The 20,912-nt window shown below is 35.8% G+C and carries 19 protein-coding genes; 8 read left to right on the top strand and 11 right to left on the bottom strand.

Going from position 1 to position 20,912, the window contains the following annotated elements; all coding sequences use genetic code 11:
- Window positions 1-81: 81 nt before the first annotated feature.
- The 3 genes from QWY86_RS07920 to porX all read right to left on the bottom strand — a co-directional run bounded on the left by QWY86_RS07920 (window position 82) and on the right by porX (window position 4,074).
- Entirely contained in the window at window positions 82-1,311 is a 1,230-nt protein-coding gene (locus QWY86_RS07920) for an alanine dehydrogenase (RefSeq protein WP_290240619.1), read from the bottom strand.
- Between the two features lie 601 nt (window positions 1,312-1,912).
- Complete coding sequence (gene tsaE, locus QWY86_RS07915; RefSeq protein WP_290240617.1) at window positions 1,913-2,335, bottom strand: tRNA (adenosine(37)-N6)-threonylcarbamoyltransferase complex ATPase subunit type 1 TsaE; 423 nt, start codon at window positions 2,333-2,335, stop codon at window positions 1,913-1,915.
- A 185-nt stretch (window positions 2,336-2,520) separates the two neighbouring features.
- Window positions 2,521-4,074 (bottom strand): T9SS response regulator signal transducer PorX, encoded by a 1,554-nt coding sequence (gene porX, locus QWY86_RS07910; protein ID WP_290240615.1) that lies wholly within the window; start codon window positions 4,072-4,074, stop codon window positions 2,521-2,523.
- 111 nt (window positions 4,075-4,185) lie between these two features.
- On the opposite strand from porX, the gene QWY86_RS07905 reads away from it, so the two are divergent.
- The 6 genes from QWY86_RS07905 to QWY86_RS07880 all read left to right on the top strand — a co-directional run bounded on the left by QWY86_RS07905 (window position 4,186) and on the right by QWY86_RS07880 (window position 9,979).
- Window positions 4,186-5,409 (top strand): HD domain-containing protein, encoded by a 1,224-nt coding sequence (locus tag QWY86_RS07905; RefSeq protein WP_290240613.1) that lies wholly within the window; start codon window positions 4,186-4,188, stop codon window positions 5,407-5,409.
- Between the two features lie 122 nt (window positions 5,410-5,531).
- A complete protein-coding gene (lpxD, locus tag QWY86_RS07900) occupies window positions 5,532-6,608 on the top strand; it encodes a UDP-3-O-(3-hydroxymyristoyl)glucosamine N-acyltransferase (RefSeq protein ID WP_290240611.1) in 1,077 nt (358 codons plus the stop codon).
- A complete protein-coding gene (locus tag QWY86_RS07895; RefSeq protein WP_290240610.1) occupies window positions 6,598-8,013 on the top strand; it encodes a bifunctional UDP-3-O-[3-hydroxymyristoyl] N-acetylglucosamine deacetylase/3-hydroxyacyl-ACP dehydratase in 1,416 nt (471 codons plus the stop codon). The genes lpxD and QWY86_RS07895 overlap by 11 nt, the downstream gene beginning before the upstream one ends.
- Complete coding sequence (gene lpxA / locus QWY86_RS07890) at window positions 8,010-8,795, top strand: acyl-ACP--UDP-N-acetylglucosamine O-acyltransferase (protein WP_010599175.1); 786 nt, start codon at window positions 8,010-8,012, stop codon at window positions 8,793-8,795. The genes QWY86_RS07895 and lpxA overlap by 4 nt, the downstream gene beginning before the upstream one ends.
- A 73-nt stretch (window positions 8,796-8,868) precedes the next feature.
- Window positions 8,869-9,339 carry a GNAT family N-acetyltransferase gene (locus tag QWY86_RS07885; protein WP_290240597.1) on the top strand — a complete coding sequence of 157 codons (471 nt, stop codon included), beginning with the start codon at window positions 8,869-8,871 and terminating at the stop codon, window positions 9,337-9,339.
- 22 nt (window positions 9,340-9,361) lie between these two features.
- Complete coding sequence (locus QWY86_RS07880) at window positions 9,362-9,979, top strand: ABC transporter ATP-binding protein (RefSeq protein WP_290240595.1); 618 nt, start codon at window positions 9,362-9,364, stop codon at window positions 9,977-9,979.
- 348 nt (window positions 9,980-10,327) lie between these two features.
- Here the strand turns inward: QWY86_RS07880 and QWY86_RS07875 are convergent, their stop codons facing one another.
- Both QWY86_RS07875 and QWY86_RS07870 read right to left on the bottom strand, forming a co-directional pair.
- The gene (locus QWY86_RS07875) at window positions 10,328-12,715 is read right to left on the bottom strand and encodes a S9 family peptidase (RefSeq protein WP_290240593.1); all 2,388 of its coding nucleotides are present in this window, start codon (window positions 12,713-12,715) and stop codon (window positions 10,328-10,330) included.
- 244 nt (window positions 12,716-12,959) lie between these two features.
- Window positions 12,960-14,147, bottom strand: a complete 1,188-nt coding sequence (locus tag QWY86_RS07870; protein ID WP_290240591.1) for a hypothetical protein — start codon at window positions 14,145-14,147, stop codon at window positions 12,960-12,962.
- A gap of 152 nt (window positions 14,148-14,299) precedes the next feature.
- Here QWY86_RS07870 and QWY86_RS07865 point away from each other — a divergent pair, with 152 nt between their 5' ends.
- Together QWY86_RS07865 and QWY86_RS07860 are read left to right on the top strand one after the other, a co-directional pair.
- Complete coding sequence (locus QWY86_RS07865) at window positions 14,300-15,700, top strand: aldehyde dehydrogenase family protein (protein WP_290240588.1); 1,401 nt, start codon at window positions 14,300-14,302, stop codon at window positions 15,698-15,700.
- Between the two features lie 177 nt (window positions 15,701-15,877).
- Entirely contained in the window at window positions 15,878-16,405 is a 528-nt protein-coding gene (locus QWY86_RS07860; protein ID WP_290240586.1) for a YfiT family bacillithiol transferase, read from the top strand.
- 6 nt (window positions 16,406-16,411) lie between these two features.
- On the opposite strand, the gene QWY86_RS07855 is transcribed toward QWY86_RS07860, so the two are convergent.
- The 6 genes from QWY86_RS07855 to QWY86_RS07830 all read right to left on the bottom strand — a co-directional run bounded on the left by QWY86_RS07855 (window position 16,412) and on the right by QWY86_RS07830 (window position 20,852).
- Window positions 16,412-17,131, bottom strand: coding sequence for a heavy-metal-associated domain-containing protein (locus QWY86_RS07855; protein ID WP_290240584.1), 720 nt, complete (start codon window positions 17,129-17,131; stop codon window positions 16,412-16,414).
- Between the two features lie 272 nt (window positions 17,132-17,403).
- Window positions 17,404-18,228, bottom strand: coding sequence for a 4,5-DOPA-extradiol-dioxygenase (gene ygiD / locus QWY86_RS07850; protein ID WP_290240581.1), 825 nt, complete (start codon window positions 18,226-18,228; stop codon window positions 17,404-17,406).
- 198 nt (window positions 18,229-18,426) lie between these two features.
- Window positions 18,427-18,987 (bottom strand): helix-turn-helix domain-containing protein, encoded by a 561-nt coding sequence (locus QWY86_RS07845; protein WP_290240579.1) that lies wholly within the window; start codon window positions 18,985-18,987, stop codon window positions 18,427-18,429.
- Entirely contained in the window at window positions 18,987-19,490 is a 504-nt protein-coding gene (locus QWY86_RS07840) for a DUF3347 domain-containing protein (protein WP_290240577.1), read from the bottom strand. Before QWY86_RS07840 ends, QWY86_RS07845 begins: the two co-directional genes overlap by 1 nt.
- Window positions 19,491-19,496: 6 nt before the next feature.
- Window positions 19,497-20,312 (bottom strand): hypothetical protein, encoded by an 816-nt coding sequence (locus QWY86_RS07835; RefSeq protein ID WP_290240575.1) that lies wholly within the window; start codon window positions 20,310-20,312, stop codon window positions 19,497-19,499.
- 3 nt (window positions 20,313-20,315) lie between these two features.
- Window positions 20,316-20,852, bottom strand: coding sequence for a heavy-metal-associated domain-containing protein (locus QWY86_RS07830; RefSeq protein WP_290240573.1), 537 nt, complete (start codon window positions 20,850-20,852; stop codon window positions 20,316-20,318).
- Window positions 20,853-20,912 lie beyond the last annotated feature (60 nt).

Here is a 20,912-nt window from a genome sequence, read left to right as displayed (position 1 = left end):
TAGGCTGTCGTCATTGCGAGGCACGAAGCAATCTACATTCATTATAAGATTGCTTCGTGCCTCGCAATGACGAAAAAAAATTTACTGATTAGAAACCACTAACAATTCCAAATCTTTAAAAGGCAAATTAAACATATCTGCTAAATCTTTATTGGTTACATTGCCTTGGTAAATGTATAACGCTTCGCGAATACCAGGATTATTCCAAACCATATTCATTAGTCCACCAAATTCACCAATATCCAATAAAATCGGGGCAAAAATATTTGTTAATGCGTATGATGCAGTTCTTGGTACACGAGAGGCAATATTCGGAACGCAATAGTGAATCACATCGTATTTTCTGAAAACTGGATTGGTATGGTTGGTTACCTCCGAAGTTTCAAAGCAACCGCCTTGATCTATGCTCACATCAATAACAACAGAATGTGGTTTCATCCGGGCAACTGTTTCTTCCATTACAATGCAAGGGCTTCGTCCATGGCTTGCCCTGATTGCGCCAATTACAACATCGCAGGTTACAATGGCCTTGTTTAAAACAATTGGCTGCATTACAGATGTAAACACTCTACTATTCCCTAAATTATTCTGCAAACGGCGTAAGCGATAAATAGAACTATCGAAAACCTTAACTTCTGCACCTAAAGCCAATGCAGTTCTTGCTGCATATTCACCAACGGTTCCAGCGCCTAAAATTACAATTTCAGTAGGCGGCACGCCTGTAAAACCACCTAACATTAAACCTTTACCACCGGTAACATTGCTTAAATATTCTGCTGCAATTAATATAGATGTAGAGCCCACAATTTCGCTCATTGCTCTAACTACGCTCAAAATATTTCCTTCATCACGCAAATGCTCAAAACATAACGCATTTATCTTTTTGTGCATTAAAGCTTTAAGATATTCTTGCTTTAACGTTCCGGTTTGCAACGATGAAATTAAGGTTTGCCCTTTGTGCATTAGAGCAATTTCCTCTAACATTGGTGGGGCTATTTTTACCAGAATATCACAATCAAAAACTTCCTTCTTATCGTAGGCAATTTTTGCACCCTGTTCTGCATATTCAGTATCAGAAAAATTTGCTGCAATACCTGCACCACTTTCCAAAATAACGCTGTGCCCATTATTAACCAAAAGCGCTACAGATAAAGGTGTTAAAGCAATTCTATTTTCCTGAAAAGATATTTCTTTTGGGATTCCGATGTTTAGATTATTCTTTCTGTTTCGGGTTTCTAAGGTCGCCTCCTGAGTTTGCAGTAAACCCTGGCGAGCTATATCGGCCATTCCTTCGCGTAATCCTGTAGCCATGATGTATTAAAAAAAAATGTTTATGTTTTAGGTTGATGAAGGTACATAAAATCTGTTAAAATCCTGATAACTAAATGCAAGGAATCTAAAACCGAAATCAGGTTTCACTAATTTTTTTGTAGCGCAAAACCTGTAGTGCTTTTGTAAATCTGTTCCCGCCAATACTACAATCTTTTGTTAAGGTTAGTGCTATCTAACTAATTTTTTTGCTTTTTTATAGTTGTTGGTGTAAAGAAATAGGGTACACCAAAAGTATTTTCGTGTATGTCGGGGCTATTAAACATCTAATCTGCTTTTGGCTAGGCTTATCTACTAGAATCCATAAATTCTTTTAGCTGTTTTTTAATCCGTTGGTTGAAACCAACGGCAATGAATTGCGATTGCAGATAATGTGCATTTGGAGAAAATTGCCATCATTGCAGGCTGCTTCAGCTGCCTGTTTTATTAAGCAAACTAGCGGCTTTAGCAAAAAACTTTAATTGTAAACCCGACAGCCGCGGCAGCCTCCCGATTTTTCTTCGGGAGGCTGCCGCGGCTGTCGGGACTAAAATTGCCAATAATTGCTAAATGTTCATTTTCTAATTAAAATCAAGAAAAACTATTAATTCTGTCCTTTGGAAAAGATAAATGTTCTTTGCCCATCATCAGCAATGCCGATATCTACTTTAATCAATTCTTCAGGTAATAATTCTTCAACTCTTTCAGGCCATTCAATCAGGCAAATTCCTCCGCCATAAAAGTATTCTTCGTAACCTAAATCATAAGCTTCCTGAATATTTTTAATCCTGTAAAAATCGAAATGAAAAACTGAACCTTTTTGACTTACATATTCATTAACGATGGAATATGTTGGACTTGAAACAACATCAGTTACGCCAAGTGCGTTGCATAAAACTTTTATGAATGTGGTTTTGCCAGCACCCATTTCGCCGTTAAAAATGAAAATCTTTTCTTCGTTGGCAAAATCTAAAAGCTGTTGGGCAACTTTTGGTAAATCGGCTATACTATTAACGGTTATTTCCATAATAAAAAATAAAGGCAAAAGTAATACATAAATGTATCGCTTTTGCCTTTAGAGTTATCTTCATACAATTATTAAACGTCATTTCGACTGATGCGGAGAAATCTTTGGAATTATTTTTTTTCAAGTTAAAAGATTTCTCGATTCCGCTGCGCTGCACTCGAAATGACGACGAGCTATTGTAATATCTACCTTGGAGAATACGTTACCACAGGAATAATCATTTCTTCTAATGAAATTCCGCCATGCTGAAACGTTTCGTTATAATAATTTACAAATTGGTTATAGTTATTCGGATAAACGAAATAGCTGTCTTCTCTTGCAAAGATATAACTGCTGCTGATGTTAATTTTCGGCAATAAGGCATCATGGGGGTTTTTAATCGCAAAAACCTCTTTCGCATTGAAGTTTAAATTTCTGCCCTGTTTATATCTTAAGTTTGTATTTGTGCTTCTATCGCCAATTACCTTAACCGGTTTTTTAACACGGATGGTTCCGTGATCTGTAGTGATGACAACCTTAACCTGTTTTTGCGATATTTTTTTCAATAAATCGAATAAGGGCGAATGCTCAAACCATGATAATGTTAAAGATCGATAAGCTGCGTCATCATTTGCGAGTTCGCGTATCATCTGCATATCCGTACGGGCATGGCTTAACATATCAACAAAATTGAAAACAATTGCATTAAAATCATTCTTAAGCAAGTTATTGGTTTGCTCCACTAAATCTTTGCCTTGCTCAAAAGTTAGAATTTTATTGTAGCTAAACTTGCAATCTTTACGTAAGCTACGCTTGATATTGTCAGCTAAAAACTCTTCTTCGTGCATGTTTTTTCCGCCTTCATCATCATCATTTTGCCATAAGGCAGGGAAACGTTTCTCCATTTCTAAAGGCATTAAGCCAGAAAAAATAGCGTTTCGAGCGTATTGAGTTGCTGTTGGAAGAATACTGGTGTACATATCTTCTTCATCAATACGGAAATACTCAGAAATTAACGGATTAATGATTTTCCACTGGTCGTAACGAAGATTATCAATCAATATAAAAAATACCGGAGTGGTATCGTTAATGTGCGGAAAAGCTTTTTTCTTTAATAACTCGTTTGAAAGTAAAGGCGCTTTGTCTTTTTCTTTAATCCAACCTAGATAATGCTCTTCTATGAATTTCGAGAATTGTGTATTTGCTTCCTGCTTTTGCATGGTTAAAATTTCATGCATTTGTGGGTCATCTAATTTTTCAAGCTCTAATTCCCAGAAAACAATTTTCTTGTAAACATCAATCCATTCTTCGTAATTAAGCTTATCGCTCAAAGTCATACCTAACCGGCGAAAATCTTGTTGATAAGCCATTGAGGTTTTTTCACTAACCAAACGCTTATTATCAATTAGCTTTTTAATGGTAAGCAGTACTTGTTTAGGGTTTACCGGCTTAATCAGATAATCGTCTATCTTACTACCAATAGCATCTTCCATCAGGTTTTCTTCTTCACTTTTGGTAATTAAAACTACCGGAACATCAGGATTTAGATTTTTAATAGCTGATAAGGTTTCTATGCCAGTCATGCCCGGCATATTTTCATCTAAAAAAACTAAATCGAAATGCGATTTACCGAACGCTTCTAGCGCATCATTGCCATTTGTAAAGGTATCCACAGTATAACCTTTATCATTAAGTAGTAATATATGAGGTTTTAGCAAGTCGATTTCATCATCGGCCCACAAAATTTTAGTTTCTTGCATGTTTTTGTAAAAATAGGGTATAAGCGCCTTTATATTCCGGCAGGTAAATCAAACTATAAATAAAAATAGCAATTTTTGTACCGTATCTATCTATTTAACTATTTTTAACGATTGAACAAGAAAAAAATAATAAACGATCCGGTTTACGGATTTATTAGTATCCATAGCGAACTGGTTTATGATGTAATCTCACACTCCAGTTTTCAGCGATTACGTTACATCAAGCAACTCGGTATGACGCATTTGGTTTATCCAGGCGCTTTGCATACTCGTTTTCATCATGCTCTAGGTGCAATGCATTTAATGAGTTTGGCCATTGCTCTTTTAAAAAGTAAAGGGCATGTAATTACCGATGGGGAGGAAGAAGCTGCAATACTGGCTATTTTACTGCACGATATTGGTCATGGTCCTTTTTCTCATGCACTCGAACATTCTTTAGTTACCGGAATTAAGCACGAAGATATTTCAGCAAAGTTGATGCAGGATTTAAACCAGCATTTTAACGGAAAACTAACTCACGCAATTGAGATTTTTAATGGTACGTATCCTAAAAGATTCCTTCACCAATTAATTTCTGGTCAGCTGGATTTAGATAGAATGGACTACCTGAATCGCGATAGCTTTTTTACCGGCGTAAGCGAAGGTGTAATAAGTTTCGACAGAATAATAAAAATGTTTAATGTTTTTGATGATGATTTAGTTATCGAAGAAAAAGGAATTTATTCTATTGAGAAATTTTTAATCGCCCGCAGATTAATGTATTGGCAGGTTTATTTGCATAAAACTGTTATTTCTGGCGAGATGATTCTGGTTAAACTATTAGAAAGAGCAAAACATTTGACTAATATTGGGGCAGAATTGTTCGCATCGCCATCACTAAATTATTTTTTAAAGAACAATATTAACGAACGTAATTTTTTTGAAAATCCAGCGCATTTAGAGCACTTTACCAATTTGGATGATCAAGATATTTATGCTGCGGTAAAAGTTTGGGTTCAGCATCCAGATAAAATTTTATCAACTTTGTGTAAAATGTTAACATCCAGAAACTTGTATAAAGTGGAAATGAGTAATGAAAAAGCAAGTGATGAACGCGTAGATTTTTTACAAAACGCAACCAAAGATTTATTGGGGATTAATGTAGAAGAAGCAAGCTACTTTGTTTTTACAGATACTATCCAAAATCGGGCGTATAATGCAGGCGTTGGTAACATTAAAATATTAATGAAGAACAACGATATTGTTGATATAGCCAAAGCATCTGATTTATCGAATTTAGAGTCGCTACAAAAAACGGTAGAGAAATATATTCTTTGTTACCCCCGTGGCATTTAAGATTATTTAACAAAATATTTAGTTTTTAGAGGCGTTTTAAGTCTTATTATTGTGTAAAATATACACTATTTAACCCTTACAGGTTTTTTTGTTCATATCAATTTAACATTTACCTTTGTACGATGCAATTTACTGCCAAGCAGATAAGCGAGTTTTTAAATGGTTCCATTGATGGTAACCCTGATGTAACCGTTAGCGAACTCTCTAAAATAGAAGATGGTAAAGAAGGCTCTTTGTCCTTTCTTTCCAATCCTAAGTACGAGAACTTTTTGTATTCCACTAAAGCTTCGGTTGTTATCGTATCTAAAGATTTTAGTCCAACTCAAAAATATACAAGCACTTTGATTCGTGTAGAAAACCCTTACAGTTCTTTTACTGTATTGTTGGATAAGTATAACGAAGCAATGAATGCGCAATCTGAACAAACTGGTATTGATAAATTAGCATTTGTTCACCCAACTGCAAAAATCGGTAAAAATGTTTTTATTGATGCTTTTGCCTACGTTGCTGAAAATGTAGAAATTGCTGATGGATGTAAGCTTAAGGCACAAACATTTGTTGGTGCCAACTCTAAAATAGGGGAAAACAGCACTTTCTTCCCGGGGGTTAAAATCTATCATAATTCTGTTATTGGGAAAAGAGTTATTATCCACTCAAATACAGTTATCGGCAGCGATGGTTTTGGTTTTGCACCTCAAAAGGACGGCACTTACAATAAAATACCACAAATTGGTAATGTTATCATAGAAGATGATGTTGAAATTGGTGCGAATACAACAATAGATAGAGCTACAATGGGTTCTACCATCATTAAAAAAGGAGCAAAAATTGATAATTTGATTCAGATTGCGCATAATGCAGAAATTGGAGAAAATACAGTTTTGGCGGCTCAATCTGGCGTTTCTGGTAGTACTAAAATAGGCCCAAATAGCGTTATTGGTGGACAGGTTGGTATTGCCGGACATTTAACTTTAGCTAAAGGAACGCAAATCGGTGCGCAAGCCGGAATAAACTTTAATATTACCGAAGAAAACAAACAATGGCATGGCAGCCCTGCGCAACCTTTGCGCAATTGGATGCGTGCTTCAGTAATTTTTAAACATCTACCTGATGTTGAAAAAAGAATAAACGTACTCGAAGAAGAAATAAAAAGACTTACATCTGAAATCGAAAAGAATACAATAAACAATGAACGTTAGACAAAGAACGATTAACAAAGAAATATCAGCTTCGGGCGTGGGTTTACACACTGGTGCTAATGTTACCTTAACTTTTTGCCCTGCGCCAGAAAATCACGGCTTTAAATTTCAACGTATAGATTTAGAAGGTGAGCCGATTATTGATGCAGACGCAGATAACGTTACCGATACTTCTCGCGGAACAACCATTACACAAAATGGCGCTAGTGTTAGCACTGTAGAGCATGTAATGGCTTCTTTGGTAGGTATGGATCTTGATAACGTTTTAATCAAATTAGATGGACCTGAAACGCCAATTATGGATGGCAGTTCCATTCAGTTTATTGATTTATTAGAAGAAGTTGGAACGATTGAGCAAAATGCCGATCGTGAATACTTCACTATCCCTCATAACATTACTTACACAGAAGCTGATAGAAAGGTAGAGATTGTGGCCATGCCTTTAGATGACTATCGTTTTACTTGTATGATTGATTATAACTCTCCTGTTTTGGGTAGTCAACATGCCGGTATTAATACAATTGCTGAGTTTAAAAAGGAAATTGCTTCTTGTAGAACTTTTTGCTTTTTGCACGAATTGGAATATCAATTACAACATAACTTAATTAAAGGTGGCGATTTAAATAATGCCATTGTAATTGTTGATAAAGAAGTAACCAAAGATGAATTAAATCATTTGGCAAAGCTTTTTAACCGAAAAGATATTGATGTTGCTCCTCAGGGAATCTTGAATAACATGGAGTTACGTTATCAAAATGAACCGGCTCGTCATAAACTTTTAGATATGATTGGCGATTTGGCATTGGTTGGTATGCACCTTAAAGGTCATATTATGGCAGCCAGACCCGGGCATGCTGCAAACGTTGCTTTTGCAAAAAAGATAAAGGCAGCTATTAAGAAAGAAAAAAATAAGAAAATTCAGAAAGTGTACGATCCAAGCGCAAAACCATTGTATGATATTGTTCAAATTATGGACATTTTGCCTCATCGTCAGCCATTTTTATTTGTAGATAAAATTCTTGAGCTTTCAAAAAATCACGTTGTGGGGGTTAAGAACGTAACCATGAACGAGGAATTTTTTAAAGGTCATTTTCCAGGCGCACCAGTTTTTCCAGGTGTAATTCAAATTGAGGCAATGGCTCAGGTTGGTGGTATTTTGGTTTTAAGTACTGTTCCAGATCCTAGTAACTACCTTACTTATTTCTTAAAAATCGACAACGTACGTTTTAGGGCGCAAGTTCTTCCTGGCGATACAATCGTTTTCCGTTGCGATTTACTTGAGCCAATTAGAAGAGGTATCGCTCAAATGAAGGGTGTTGGTATGGTTGGCGAAAAGATCGTTGTAGAAGCCGAAATGATGGCACAAATTTCAAAAGTTAAACAAACAGAACCTGCTCAACAATGATACAACCTTTAGCATACATACATCCCCAGGCAAAAATTGCCGAAAACGTAGTAATTGAACCATTTGTTGTAATACATAAAGATGTTGTTATAGGCGAAGGAACTTGGATTGGATCTAATGTAACCATCATGGATGGAGCACGTATAGGTAAAAATTGTCGTATTTTTCCCGGCGCAGTAATTTCTGGTGAGCCACAAGATTTAAAGTTTGCAGGAGAAGTTACCACAGCAGAAATTGGCGACAATACAACCATCCGCGAATGCGTAACCATTAATAGGGGTACAAAAGATAAGTGGAAAACCGTAATTGGAAGTAATTGTTTAATTCAGGCTTATTCTCATATTGCTCACGATTGTGAAGTTGGAAATAACTGCATCTTCTCAAACAGCACAACTTTAGCTGGTCATATTACGATTGGTAATAATGTTGTTTTGGCTGGTTTGGTGGCAATTCATCAATTTGTTAAGGTTGGTTCTTACGCTTTCGTAACAGGCGGTTCATTGGTGCGTAAAGATGTACCTCCATATGTTAAAGCTGCACGCGAACCACTTTCTTATGCAGGCATCAACTCTGTTGGCTTAAGAAGAAGAGGCTTTACAAATGAGCAAATTGATGAAATTCAAGAAATTTATCGAGTACTTTTTGTAAAACACAATAACGTAACCAAAGCTTTGGATATGATTGAGGCTGAATTTAAACCTACTGAAATTCGTGATGAGATTGTTGATTTCATTCGCAATTCTAATAGAGGCGTGATGAAAGGCTTCGGCATGGGAAGCTAATTTGGCTTAGAGTAAAGTTTAGAGGCTCTATATTAGATTTTCTTAAGTATTTAAGGTGGTAAATAAATAATACATGAGTGGTTTAACGCTAATCAGAACTGATTCAAACAATACCGATTTTAGAGAATTGGTACTCTTGTTAGATAAGGATTTAGCTGTTAGAGACGGTGATGAGCATGTTTTTTATTCTCAATTCAACAAAGTTGATGCTATCAGAGAAGTTGTTATTGCTTATCTAAATGGGAATCCGGTAGCTTGTGGGGCAATAAAACCATTTTCTGATGTTGCAGCGGAGGTTAAACGGATGTTTGTTCATCCTGATAATAGAAAAAAAGGTTATGCTGCTAAAATTTTAACTGAATTAGAAAAATGGGCTGCAGAACTCGGTTTCTCCGAATGTGTTTTGGAAACCGGAAAGAAACAGCCAGAAGCAATTTCTCTTTATCAAAAGGTTGGATACCACATTATACCAAATTATGGGCAATATATTGGTGTGGATAATAGCGTTTGTATGGCTAAAACAATAGCAAACCTTGACATCTAGTGCCAATACCTCTATACCTAATATGAAGATAGTTTTAGATAACGTTGGTAGAAGATTTAATAAGGAATGGATTTTTAGAAATCTAAACTTTGAATTTAATTCAGGCAATAGTTACGCCATTTTAGGGCCAAATGGCTCAGGAAAGTCAACTTTATTGAGCGTGATTATCGGTAATTTAACCCCATCTGAAGGAAACCTTTCTTTCTCGAAAAACAATGCAGACATTCCAGTTGAGGATATTTACAAACATATTAGTTTAGCAGCCCCATATCTGGAATTAGTCGAAACTTTTACGTTGAGAGAAGCAATTGATTTCCACTTCAAGTTTAAAAGTTATGCCAACGGAGTGGATGCAAAATCTATAATTTCAGTTTTAGGATTGGAGAAATCGATAAATAAACAAATCAAATATTTTTCATCGGGTATGAAGCAAAGAACCAAGTTAGCTTTAGCTTGCTGCTCTAATGCTCCGCTTCTGTTTTTGGATGAGCCAACCAGTAATTTAGACGTTCAAGGCATAAGTTGGTACCACGAGCTTATAGAAAATTTCACAAAAGACAGGCTAACGATAATTGGTTCGAACCAAATTTCAGAATATGAATTCTGTACAGCGCAAATTCAAATAGCTGATTTTAAATAGATTAGCATCGATTTCTATTGTCTATAAACTTTGCTTTTTGTCATGGATTTGTATTATCTAAAATATTTTAAAAAAATATTTTTTTATTAATTATTTGTTCTTACCTTTGCACCACCAAAAAGAGAAACAAATATTTTATTTTATCTCTTAAAGAAATTAATAATAATATCCGCTTTGCGGAAACAAAAATATAGTCTTAACAGACAAAAGATTTTTCATAGTTTAGTTTGAGGTTTAGGTTGATTATGCCTTTGGAGTGGTTCCCAAAGGCATTTCTTTTTTATAAAGATTTTAAACCCTCAAACAAAAAAATGCCTCTTAACTTCATCAAGAGGCATTTCAAAAGTTCTATTTCTTCAATGTATTTTCGTATAGTTTAAATATCCGTTTATATTCATCGGTCCAACTACTTGGTTCAATAAAACCATGGTCTTCAACAGGGTAAACAGCGAGCTCCCAATTATCTTTTCCAAGTTCTATAAAACGTTGCGAAATCCGAACAATATCCTGAAAGTGAACGTTTACATCGACCATGCCATGCGCCATTAATAAGTTGCCTTTAAGCTTATCCGCAAAATAAATTGGCGAACTCCTTTTGTATGCAATCGGGTCGTTAAATGGCTCGTTTAAAATATTTGAAGTATAGCCGTGGTTGTAATGTGCCCAATCGGTAACCGAACGCAAAGCAGCACCGCTAGCAAAAACATCAGATTCGTTAAACATGGCCATTAACGTAATAAAACCTCCGTAAGAGCCACCATATAAACCAACATGCTTAGGATTTACACCATATTTTTCTACTAAAAACTTCACACCATCAACCTGGTCGGTTAAATCTTTCCCACCCATGTGGCGGTAAATTCCGGTTCTATGGTCGCGGCCATAACCCGAACTTGCAGTATAATCTATATCAATAACTGTGTAACCATTATCCGCCAGTAAATTGTTAAACATATACTCACGGAAATAAGTACTCCAGCCATAATGAATGTTTTGCAAATAGCCAGCCCCATGCACAAAAACTACAGCAGGATGATTCGGATGTGGATTTTCTGATTTATAAACCCTTGCATAAACATCAGCACCATAACGGTTTTTGAAACTCACCATATCTGGCTCATGCCATTTGTAAGAATTAAATTCAGCTGAGGTAGACTCCGTAATTTTCACGGCTTTAGCCCCAACTTTATTCGGCTGAATGTATAATTCACCAGGTTTGTTCATGTAAGAATAATTAATTGCGATGTACTTTTCATCAGGAGAAAGGGTAATATCGTTTAAACCTTTCATTTTGGTAATTTGCGCCAGCTCGCCGCCATTTACACTAATTTTAAAGAAATTAGTAATACCTGGATGTTCTTTATTTGCCTTGATGTAAAACGTGGTATTATCTTTTGATAGCTGAACCGACTGAACTTCCCATTTGCCTGAAGTTAATTGCTTCTTATCTCCAGTTAAAACATTAGCAACGTATAAATGCGAATATCCTGTAGCTTCGCTTTGGTAGTAAAAACGATTATTGTCTATCCAGCCCGTGCTTCCCTGAAAGAATCCGCTGATACCCGGACCACCAACCCAGGCTTCATCATGTTGGCGGTCGATTAAGTCAAATTTGCCTGTGAGCGCATCTAATTTTAAAATCCAGCGGTCTTTATTATCAGCCGAAGTGGCAACCATAATTCCTGTAGTTCCGCTTTCATTCCACATCGGACCAAAGAAATTAACAGGTCTGTCAGCGTTTTTCTTTTTGATGGAATCTAATTGCTTCGGATAATCTTTATAAAAATCTGGAATGTCTTTAATTCCGGGGATCGTGGCAGTTTGTATGGCGTAAACAGAATCTTTCTGCGTATCGTAAATAAATCCTTGAGAGATGTTTTCGTTTTCGCCAACCTTGGTTCGGCCAGGAATATCTTCTGTATAACCAGATGCAGTTACGTAATTTGGTACGATGGTGTTGTGGTTGTTTTGTGCAGGCGCAGTTAATTTGTAGGTGACAAACCTTGCATCAGGACTAATCACCACTCCATTTAAAAACCTATCATCAGTATAAAGTGGTTTTAATGATTTAGTATCGGATGATGATGCACCAAAACGACCTCTGCTTCCACGAGTGCCTCCGCCACGATTCTCCGCATTTCTTTTTTTGATGATGTCAAATAATTCAGTTTGTTGCGCTTTAAGCCAACTATCTTGCTCGGTTGCAGGTTTCGCAGGCGTTCTACCTGATGCTTTACCTTTCACAAAATTGGTAACCTGTTTGGTTTCGGCAGTTTTTAAATCCAATTGAAAAATATTATCTCCTAATTGATAGGCGATATCTCCATTAGTTAAAAATACAGGACTGCTTTCGCGTTCCATAGTATTGGTTAAACGCGTTTCTTTTTTAGTTTTAAAATTTTGAAGATAGATATCTCCACTTTTTTCTACCAAACCCAAAGATTTATCCTTATTATAAACATAGTTGATGCTTAATAATTTTTCATCTTCTTTCTCAACTGCTTTAATTGGTTTTGTAGAAAGTGCAGATATTTTATATAATTCTTCCTTTGTTTTATTCTCTGGATTCCAATTGAAGTAAAGTGTCTTGCTATCAGCTGCCCAGCGAAAATTTGTTGGCGAAGTTCCCATCCATTTTGGGTCACGCATTATTTTCTCGACAGTTAAGGGTGCTATTTGTTGTGCAAAAGTATATTCTCCACTGCAGAGCAAAAGGAATAATAAATATTTTTTCATGAATTTTTGTTTGGATGCTGCAATTTAGATAATGCGAGAGCTAAATTTATAAGGAAATGGAAATGTTACAACGCCTTATGCTGAAGAATTGCCACGGAACCACTGACTTTTTTCATAATCCAGGTATAAAAAATATTGCCACGGAAGCTCGGAATTCACGGAGATATTTAAATAGTAGAAAATAAAAAAACCAATAAAATTTAACCTTTTCCGTGTCTTTAGTGTTTCCGTGGCAAAAATGTATTTATCTTATTACTCTGCCCGTTTTATCCACGTTCACCAAATCGAATGGCTTTAAATATTCATTTATGATAACCGAAAATTCTCTTCGTGTTAAAACCTTTTTTAAGTCGTATTTCGAAGAAAATTTATAAGTCTTATTCCATTTCTTTTCTAACTCAGATTTTGTGGCATCTACTGCTTTATTACCAACATAACAAATCATAGCTATGGTATTTTCTAAATTTATCGGAATATTCTGGTGATCATCAAACCAAATTTGAGCTTTGTAATAATAATCTTTTATTGGCTGTTTGATTTCACTATAACTTACCACTTTTTCAGGATTAAAGAAAACCTTTCCATTCTCGATATCTGCTTTTAGAATTCCTGTGATGCCAACTTTTTGTATGGCTAGCCAATTTGAATCAGCGACTTTAACATCTTCGAAAGGTATAAGTGCTAACTTGTAAGCTAATAATTCGCCTTGAATTCCTTTTAAATTAGATAAACTGGTTTTGGTTTTAAAAAATGCTGCATAGGCTGCGGTTGCACCAGCTGCTTGGCCAATTTCGATATTATCAGGTTTGATAAAGTGTATATTTTCCTGATTGGGTATCAGTAAATTATAGAGTGAAAGAAAATTTGATGTTTCGCTTATCCCGCCAATTGTGGTGCGGTAAAGGTTTTCAGAATAATTTAAAGCATTTGTTTCTGTTGGTCTCAAACTCGAAACTTTTAAAGCCGGAAGCACTTTTTCAATATCATCAGTTACGATTAAAACCTTTGCTTTAATGCTTTTGTCTTTAGTAAGCTTTGCTTCCCAACCACTTCCAGAACGTTTTATTTCGTAATAAGGTGTGTTGTTAATTACATCCAAAAGTTTAGAACTATCTGCCCAGTTTTTTATAACTGCATTTAAAATTTGATTGGTCATTTCAGGAAGTGCAACACTATCCCCAATTTTTAAAGATTTTCTCGCCCTTTTTTCAAAAGCTTTTTTCACTCCACCACTTGGTAGATTTTTGAAGGTGCTTAGTTTGAAACCATCACTTTGTGTTAAAATGATGGAGTTTACGCCCGATTCTGATGCTTGTACACCAGCGGCAAAAGCAGCATTCGAATTACCTAAAACCAAAACATCTGTTTTAATGGTTTGTGCATAAATAACCGTTGGGATTAATAATGCTAAAACAAAAAACAATTTCTTCATTTGTGCGATTTAAATTTATTGCAATATGCTTTAAATGGATGAGTTTTTGATGAAATGAGTTGATTTTAACTAAATTTAAATAGAAATAGTGTCTCAGTCTTAGTTTATCGAAGACTTAGCATTATCTTTCGAATAGCTCAAGATGACAGATAATGATTGAACAAAAAATAAAATCAGTTTTTGATTTACAACAGCAGCACAAATTCGATTTACGTAAAACGGATGCTAAAACCCGTATTTCAAAATTGAAAATTCTTAAGCAGGCGATAGAAAATTCTGAAGAGGAAATATATGTTGCTTTGGAAAACGACCTACGTAAAAGTCGTTTTGAAACCGCTGTAACCGAACTATTTTTTACTTACGCGGAGATAGACCATGCGATAAAAAAGCTAGCCAATTGGATGAAACCAAAATCGGTTGGTAAAACCATGAGTAATCTTTTTGCAGGGAATAAAATTTATTATGAACCCAAAGGTGTATGCTTAATTATTGCACCCTGGAATTATCCTTTTCAATTGGTTATGAGTCCACTGATTTCGGCAATTGCGGCTGGAAATTGTGTAATGATAAAACCATCTGAACTAAGCAGTTCAACGGCTAGTGTTATTCATAAAATTGTATCAACAACTTTTGATGAGAAAGAAATCGCCTGTTTTGAGGGGGATGTTGAAGTTTCTACGGCGTTATTAAAACGCCCGTTCGACCACATATTTTTTACAGGAAGTACGGCAATTGGGAAAGTGGTAATGGAAGCGGCGGCTAAAAATCTAACATCTGTAACGTTGGAGCTGGGCGGAAAATCGCCTGCAATAATTGATAGCTCCGCTGATTTAAAGAAAGCCGCAGAAAAAATTGCCTGGGGCAAATTGGTAAATGCAGGGCAAACCTGCATAGCACCCGATTATGCTTTAATTGATGAAAAACTGGAAGCCGAATTTGTAAACCATTTTAAAACTGCAGTACAAAAAATGTTCTTTAATAATGGGAAAATTAACGAACAGGTTTTCGGTAAGATTATCAACAAAAAACAATTTGATAGATTAAGTAACCTAATAAAAAGTGCCGTGAATGATGGCGCTAAATTAGAATTTGGCGGAGAAACAAACGCAAAAAATTTAACCATTCATCCTACACTTTTAACTTCGGTAAATGGAGAAAACAGCATAATGCAAGAAGAAATTTTTGGTCCAATTTTACCGATAGTGAAGTATAAAAATCTTCAAAAAGCCATTGATTTTGTTAATTCAAAAGATAAACCTTTAGCACTTTACATCTTCTCTGAAAACTCGGCGAATAAGGAAAAAATTATAAATGAAACCAGCTCGGGTGGTACTTGTGTAAATGATGTTTTGGTGCACATCAGCAATCCTAATCTTCCCTTTGGTGGGGTTAACAGTAGCGGCATGGGTAGTAGTCATGGAATATTTGGCTTCAAAAATTTCTCGCACGAGAGGGCTGTTGTTTTCCAATCTAAATTAGGGGTAACCAAAATGGTTTATCCTCCATACGATGAAAAGATGGGACTTTTAAAGTGGCTTAAAAAATTGATGTAGCACAGGATTTGAGGATTTTCAGGATAAGAAGGATTAGAAAGCACATTGTCACGCTGAATCTGTTTTGCGCTTTCATTTACCACTTTGCTTCTGGTCAGTATCTTTCTTCAAAGATTTTTCTCCGTGATTTCTGTGTTTCCGTGGCAGAATCTAATCTTAAAAATGCTATTTTGCAGTATGGATTTAGAACAGCTAAAATACCCTATAGGCAAGTTTACAATGCCTGAAATTTTCGATGAGCAGCAAATAAAAATCTGGATTTCAGAAATTGAGGCTTTGCCCAATCAAATCAAAAATTCGACAGCGTATTTAAGTGACGAAGAACTAAATCAAACTTATCGCCCTGATGGTTGGACATTGAGGCAAGTCATTCATCATCTTCCGGATAGCCATATGAATGCGTACATTCGTTTCAAACTAGCAGTTACTGAAAATACCCCAATTATCAGACCTTATTTTGAAGAACGTTGGGCAGAAACCGAAGAAGCAAAAAATGGCGACATTTCAATTTCGGTAGAATTACTCGCGGCTTTGCACCAGCGTTTGGTCACATTTCTTAAAACCTTAAAAACTGAACATTTTCAACGAACATATATCCACCCTGAGCATGGTATGGAATTTTCTTTAGCTAATATGTTAGGCACTTATGCCTGGCATGGAAAACACCATTTGGCGCATATAACCAACACCATTTCTAAACATTAAATTTTCTTACATCCATACTAACATTGCTGCGCTCATTGTAATCATTATCGCATCTTCAACAATGGTAACGGTGCTCATCGGCAAATTAAAAACAGCGCCTAAGCAAGCACATTGAATCTTTTTCTTGTTCAAAACACTTTCTAAAACACCCAGAATACTAACCGTCATCACAATTAGCGTAACCCAATTAACAATAACTGGCGACAAATTGAGTGCAAAACTTAAACCCAAACCAAGTTCTATAAAAGCATAAATATAACCCCAAGCACTAAATTTTTTTGCCACGATATCGTACATCGCATAACTCTCGGCAAATGCTTTAAGATTTAGCATTTTAAAGAAAGAAAAGGTTAAGAAAAAACCAGCCATGAAAATACGCATGAAAACTATAAAGTCTACTGTATTATTTTGCCACGAAACGATTAGCGATATTGCCGTTACATAACTAAAAATTAATAAAATTGGCTTGTAGGTTTCTACCCACGATTTGGTTTCTTCGAGCATTTCGGTGTGCGCTGTTGCCGTAATTTGGTATTTGCTATCGTTGCCGCCCAATGCTTTTTGCAAGGCATCTAAACCAATGTGTTTATCCATGCTTATGGTAGCAGAATTTGCATCTTTTGATACTTCAACAGCAGTTACATCAGGTAAAACTAAAAGGTTGTTTTTTACTTTATTTTCGCAACCACTGCAAGTCATGCCAGTAAGTTGATAGGTATGTGTCATAATATAATTTTTATACAAATTTACCTGAACAGCAACATAATCGCGTTACAGAATAATCATAAAATGTTATAGAATTTTGAAAACTATCGTCATTGCGAAGCTGGGTTTGTGCGAGCTGAAGCAATCTTATTTTTATCAATTTTTTAAATAAGATTGCTTCGTGCCTCGCAATGACGAGCGCCCTAAAGCATCATTCATATTGATTTTTTCAAATAAATTAACCTTATGAATGACATGTATTAGAAGTTGCAGCTAAAAATTTAATGGAAATCCTACCCAACCAAAACCGAAGTCATGGTTAAAGAACCGCCAACCGCTTTATCATTAAAGAAAGAAATTTCTTCTTTATCGTTTTTCAAACCCAAGGTATAAATCAACGGCAAATAATGTTCTGGGGTTGGTATGGCCAACATTGCATCGCTGCCCAAATTTCTATAATCAATTAAAGGTTTATGGTCGCCGTTTGCAATTAGGTTTTTAAATTTATCGTTCATTTCATTTGCCCAATCGTAACCGCCTCCATTAATCATTTCCCAACTCAACATTCGGAGGTTGTGAACCATATTGCCGCTACCAATAACTAGAACGCCTTTTTTGCGCAAAGCATAAATCTCTTTAGCAATTTCGTAGTGTTGCGCCGGTGATTTTGTATAATCAATACTTAATTGCAAAACAGGAATATTCGCTTCTGGATACATGTGCCTTACAACGGTCCATGTGCCGTGGTCTAAACCCCAATCATGGTCTAAACCAACATTCGTAGAATGAATTAACGATGGGATTTCTTGAGCTAATTTTGCATCTCCAGGCGCAGGATATTGAACATCAAACAACGCTTGCGGAAATCCCCCAAAATCATGAATGGTTGATGGAAAATCCATTGCCGTAACAAAAGTTCCGTGTGTATACCAATGTGCTGACACCACTAAAACGGCTTTTGGCACAGGTATATTTTGTGCCAATTCAACCCAATTCTGACTAAACTCATTATTTTCAATACCGTTCATCGGCGAACCATGACCAATAAAAATTGTTGGCATTAAATCAGTTTGTGGTAAGCGTTGAGTAAAACTTCTGAATTGAGATAATGTTGACATAAATTGAATTTATACACAAAGATATTGCCTGTCAAATGATTGCAACTTGATGTAGGTTAAGAAAAAAGGTAAGACTCTTCTTTCAAATCCGTCGGTTAAAACCGACGGTAAAGAAAATGGGTTCGTGGAAAATGGATTTAAGCTAATGCTATCTTGTTCGTTCTACATTCATTGCCCTCGACTTCAGTCTACGGAAACTTATAGCTCATCAAGTGTTTTCCTTTTATCCGAAGTTTCAGCTTTATATGCAGATGGCGTTAAGCCTGTAACTTTTTTAAACTGTGCAGAGAGATGGGCAACGCTGCTGTAGTTTAATTGATAAGCAATTTCACTAAGGGTTAATTCGCCATAAGTAAGCATTTCTTTGGCTTTCTCTATTTTCTGAGCGATGAAATATTTTTCAACAGTTTGATTTTCGGCTTCAGAGAAAACAGCGCTGAGTTGAGCATATTCCAGCTTAAGCTGTTCGCTTAAATAAGCTGAAAGATTAATTTTTAATGGCTCTTTTGAATAATGAACTAGGTTTATAATTGAAGTCTTAATTTGCTCGGCAATTTGGGTTTTCTTATCTTCCAGAAGCTCAAAACCAAATGATTTTAATTGATTGGAAATCTTGAGCTTATCATCAGCAGAAATATTTTCTTTAAATGAAACTTCGCCTAATTCAACCGAAAGAGGATTAAAGCCGAGTTTTTCCAACTCCGCTTTAACCACCATTTTACAGCGGTTGCATACCATATTTTTGATATGCAAATTCATTATTTCGATTTTATGGTTTCAGCAATATCGCCACAATCAAACATCATACTCCCATAGTAAGGATTTTCGATGTTTTCTTTCTCGTTTAACCAGCTTGCTTTCGCCATTGGGCAATGCTGAACATAAACTGTTGCCGCATTAAATTTAATATTTCTTACCGTTTTAATCATTGCGGATGAAATACCTTCGAAAGATTTTCTCTGTGCTTTGATGTCTTTTCCTGCCGCCAATTCACTTGCTTTTGCTTTAATGATTTTAGCTTGCTCCATCCAAAGCGTATGTTTTGTAGCGGGTAAATTTTTGTGTGGAATAGCCTCAACTTTAGCCGACAATGCTTTTACTTTTTCTGTCGCTAAATCTTTTTTATCAGTAGCTAAAGCATTTTTCACATCATAGTATGCTGCTAAAACCTGATTAAAAGCAGCATCAGTTTTACTTTGTGCGAAAGTTAGTTTTGTTGTTGCGATGGCAATTATAGCCATCATTATCATTATTTTTTTCATTTTATGTTATTTTAAAGCATTAAAAAAATTAAATTCTGCCCTAAGCAGATACATGTTTTTTGTATATCGGTTTACCATATTGCCTATTGCCTGAAAGCGATAGCCCAAATCAATCCTGGTGCTGCTATTCAAAATTACCTGAAGGGCAGGAGCCAAATCCAAATAAGATTGACCTGTACCAGGGTCGGTTTTGCCTAACATTTCAAAATAGATATTAAAGTTAGGTTCTTTATAGTTTTTGTAAACAACTGGTAAAACCAAATAACCAGAAGAAAGACTATATGAAAGCATTTTATCGGGTTGCGGGGTATTAAGTCGTAATACTTTATCTGTTTTCGCAAAAGCATCAGCATAACCCAAAGTTGCTGATAATGCCAGTTTATGCAAAAGTTGGGTAAATATTAAACCTGCTTGCCAACCCGAATTATCGCCTTCAAGGTTTATATCTTTGCTAAAACCTGGTCGTTTGCTCGTACTTACACGCCCAAAAGCTGCGGCCCTGAAATGGCTTTGAGCTTCATCAATTGATAAAAAACGATACTTGGCATATAAACTTCCACCTTCCAAACGGTATCTTCCATCCATATCTGATAGAAAAGCCTGTGCATGCATCATCAGGTTTTTGTTGAAACCAAACATCACCTCTGGTATCGTTCTGCTTACAAAGCCAGGGTTATTGAACATGCCTTCATTGGTTAAACGAACGCCAATTGATTTAGTTGGCATATTACTCGCAGGCTCCGTAAAAACATATAATTCCTGGCTTGAAACGAGATTAATAGTGCCGACTAAAACCAGCACCATAATTAATATTCTTCTCATTTTCTAAGAAAGCACTAAATGATAAACACGAGTTTTCTTTCCGTTTACAACAGCCATTCCGCTTGCATAAGCATCAGAATTTACAGAGGTTGATTGCTTTTTAAAGGCCGTACCAGAGATAAAATTTTTATCAACCACCGAAGCTTTTATCGTTCCGTTTAAAGTTTTGTTTTTTGCGTTTACAAAGCGATAAACATTGCCATCTACAATAGCCTGGCCTTTATCGTCAACTTTTACCTGATTGAAAGTGAAATCAGCAGTTAAACCACCAACAGAAAAACCAGCATCCTGAACTTTTTTACGGATTAAATCGATGTTAATATCAGCACCTTTTTTAAAGGTTAAAACGAAAATGTTTTTATTTAAATCTGGCTTTACAGTATTAATGAAGCCTAATGTTTCTAACGATTTTTGAGTGGCATTAGAACACATCGAGCAGGTTAAACCGGTTACTTGTAAATCTGCTGTTGATATTTGTTGTGCCGAAACTTTAACGGCAAAAAGAAGCATAATAATACTGAATAATTTTATAGTTTTCATGATTTTTTTGAATTAGAATAAACTTTTTGGCTATCAACAACTCTGATTTCTTTCAGAACC

The sequence above is a fragment of the Pedobacter aquatilis genome (assembly GCF_030409415.1).
Classification (GTDB): domain Bacteria; phylum Bacteroidota; class Bacteroidia; order Sphingobacteriales; family Sphingobacteriaceae; genus Pedobacter; species Pedobacter aquatilis.
The sequence above is the reverse complement of the archived record's forward strand: the minus strand, read 5'-3'. Positions and strand labels throughout refer to the sequence as shown.

Excerpts from the sequence above, each read along its gene's own strand:
- QWY86_RS07920 (WP_290240619.1), bottom strand. The coding sequence starts at position 1,311 with ATGGCTACAGGATTACGCGAAGGAATGGCCGATATAGCTCGCCAGGGT.
- tsaE (WP_290240617.1), bottom strand. The coding sequence starts at position 2,335 with ATGGAAATAACCGTTAATAGTATAGCCGATTTACCAAAAGTTGCCCAA.
- porX (WP_290240615.1), bottom strand. The coding sequence starts at position 4,074 with ATGCAAGAAACTAAAATTTTGTGGGCCGATGATGAAATCGACTTGCTA.
- lpxD (WP_290240611.1), top strand. The coding sequence starts at position 5,532 with ATGCAATTTACTGCCAAGCAGATAAGCGAGTTTTTAAATGGTTCCATT.
- QWY86_RS07895 (WP_290240610.1), top strand. The coding sequence starts at position 6,598 with ATGAACGTTAGACAAAGAACGATTAACAAAGAAATATCAGCTTCGGGC.
- lpxA (WP_010599175.1), top strand. The coding sequence starts at position 8,010 with ATGATACAACCTTTAGCATACATACATCCCCAGGCAAAAATTGCCGAA.
- QWY86_RS07885 (WP_290240597.1), top strand. The coding sequence starts at position 8,869 with ATGAGTGGTTTAACGCTAATCAGAACTGATTCAAACAATACCGATTTT.
- QWY86_RS07880 (WP_290240595.1), top strand. The coding sequence starts at position 9,362 with ATGAAGATAGTTTTAGATAACGTTGGTAGAAGATTTAATAAGGAATGG.
- QWY86_RS07875 (WP_290240593.1), bottom strand. The coding sequence starts at position 12,715 with ATGAAAAAATATTTATTATTCCTTTTGCTCTGCAGTGGAGAATATACT.
- QWY86_RS07870 (WP_290240591.1), bottom strand. The coding sequence starts at position 14,147 with ATGAAGAAATTGTTTTTTGTTTTAGCATTATTAATCCCAACGGTTATT.
- QWY86_RS07865 (WP_290240588.1), top strand. The coding sequence starts at position 14,300 with ATGATTGAACAAAAAATAAAATCAGTTTTTGATTTACAACAGCAGCAC.
- QWY86_RS07860 (WP_290240586.1), top strand. The coding sequence starts at position 15,878 with ATGGATTTAGAACAGCTAAAATACCCTATAGGCAAGTTTACAATGCCT.
- QWY86_RS07855 (WP_290240584.1), bottom strand. The coding sequence starts at position 17,131 with ATGACACATACCTATCAACTTACTGGCATGACTTGCAGTGGTTGCGAA.
- ygiD (WP_290240581.1), bottom strand. The coding sequence starts at position 18,228 with ATGTCAACATTATCTCAATTCAGAAGTTTTACTCAACGCTTACCACAA.
- QWY86_RS07845 (WP_290240579.1), bottom strand. The coding sequence starts at position 18,987 with ATGAATTTGCATATCAAAAATATGGTATGCAACCGCTGTAAAATGGTG.
- QWY86_RS07840 (WP_290240577.1), bottom strand. The coding sequence starts at position 19,490 with ATGAAAAAAATAATGATAATGATGGCTATAATTGCCATCGCAACAACA.
- QWY86_RS07835 (WP_290240575.1), bottom strand. The coding sequence starts at position 20,312 with ATGAGAAGAATATTAATTATGGTGCTGGTTTTAGTCGGCACTATTAAT.
- QWY86_RS07830 (WP_290240573.1), bottom strand. The coding sequence starts at position 20,852 with ATGAAAACTATAAAATTATTCAGTATTATTATGCTTCTTTTTGCCGTT.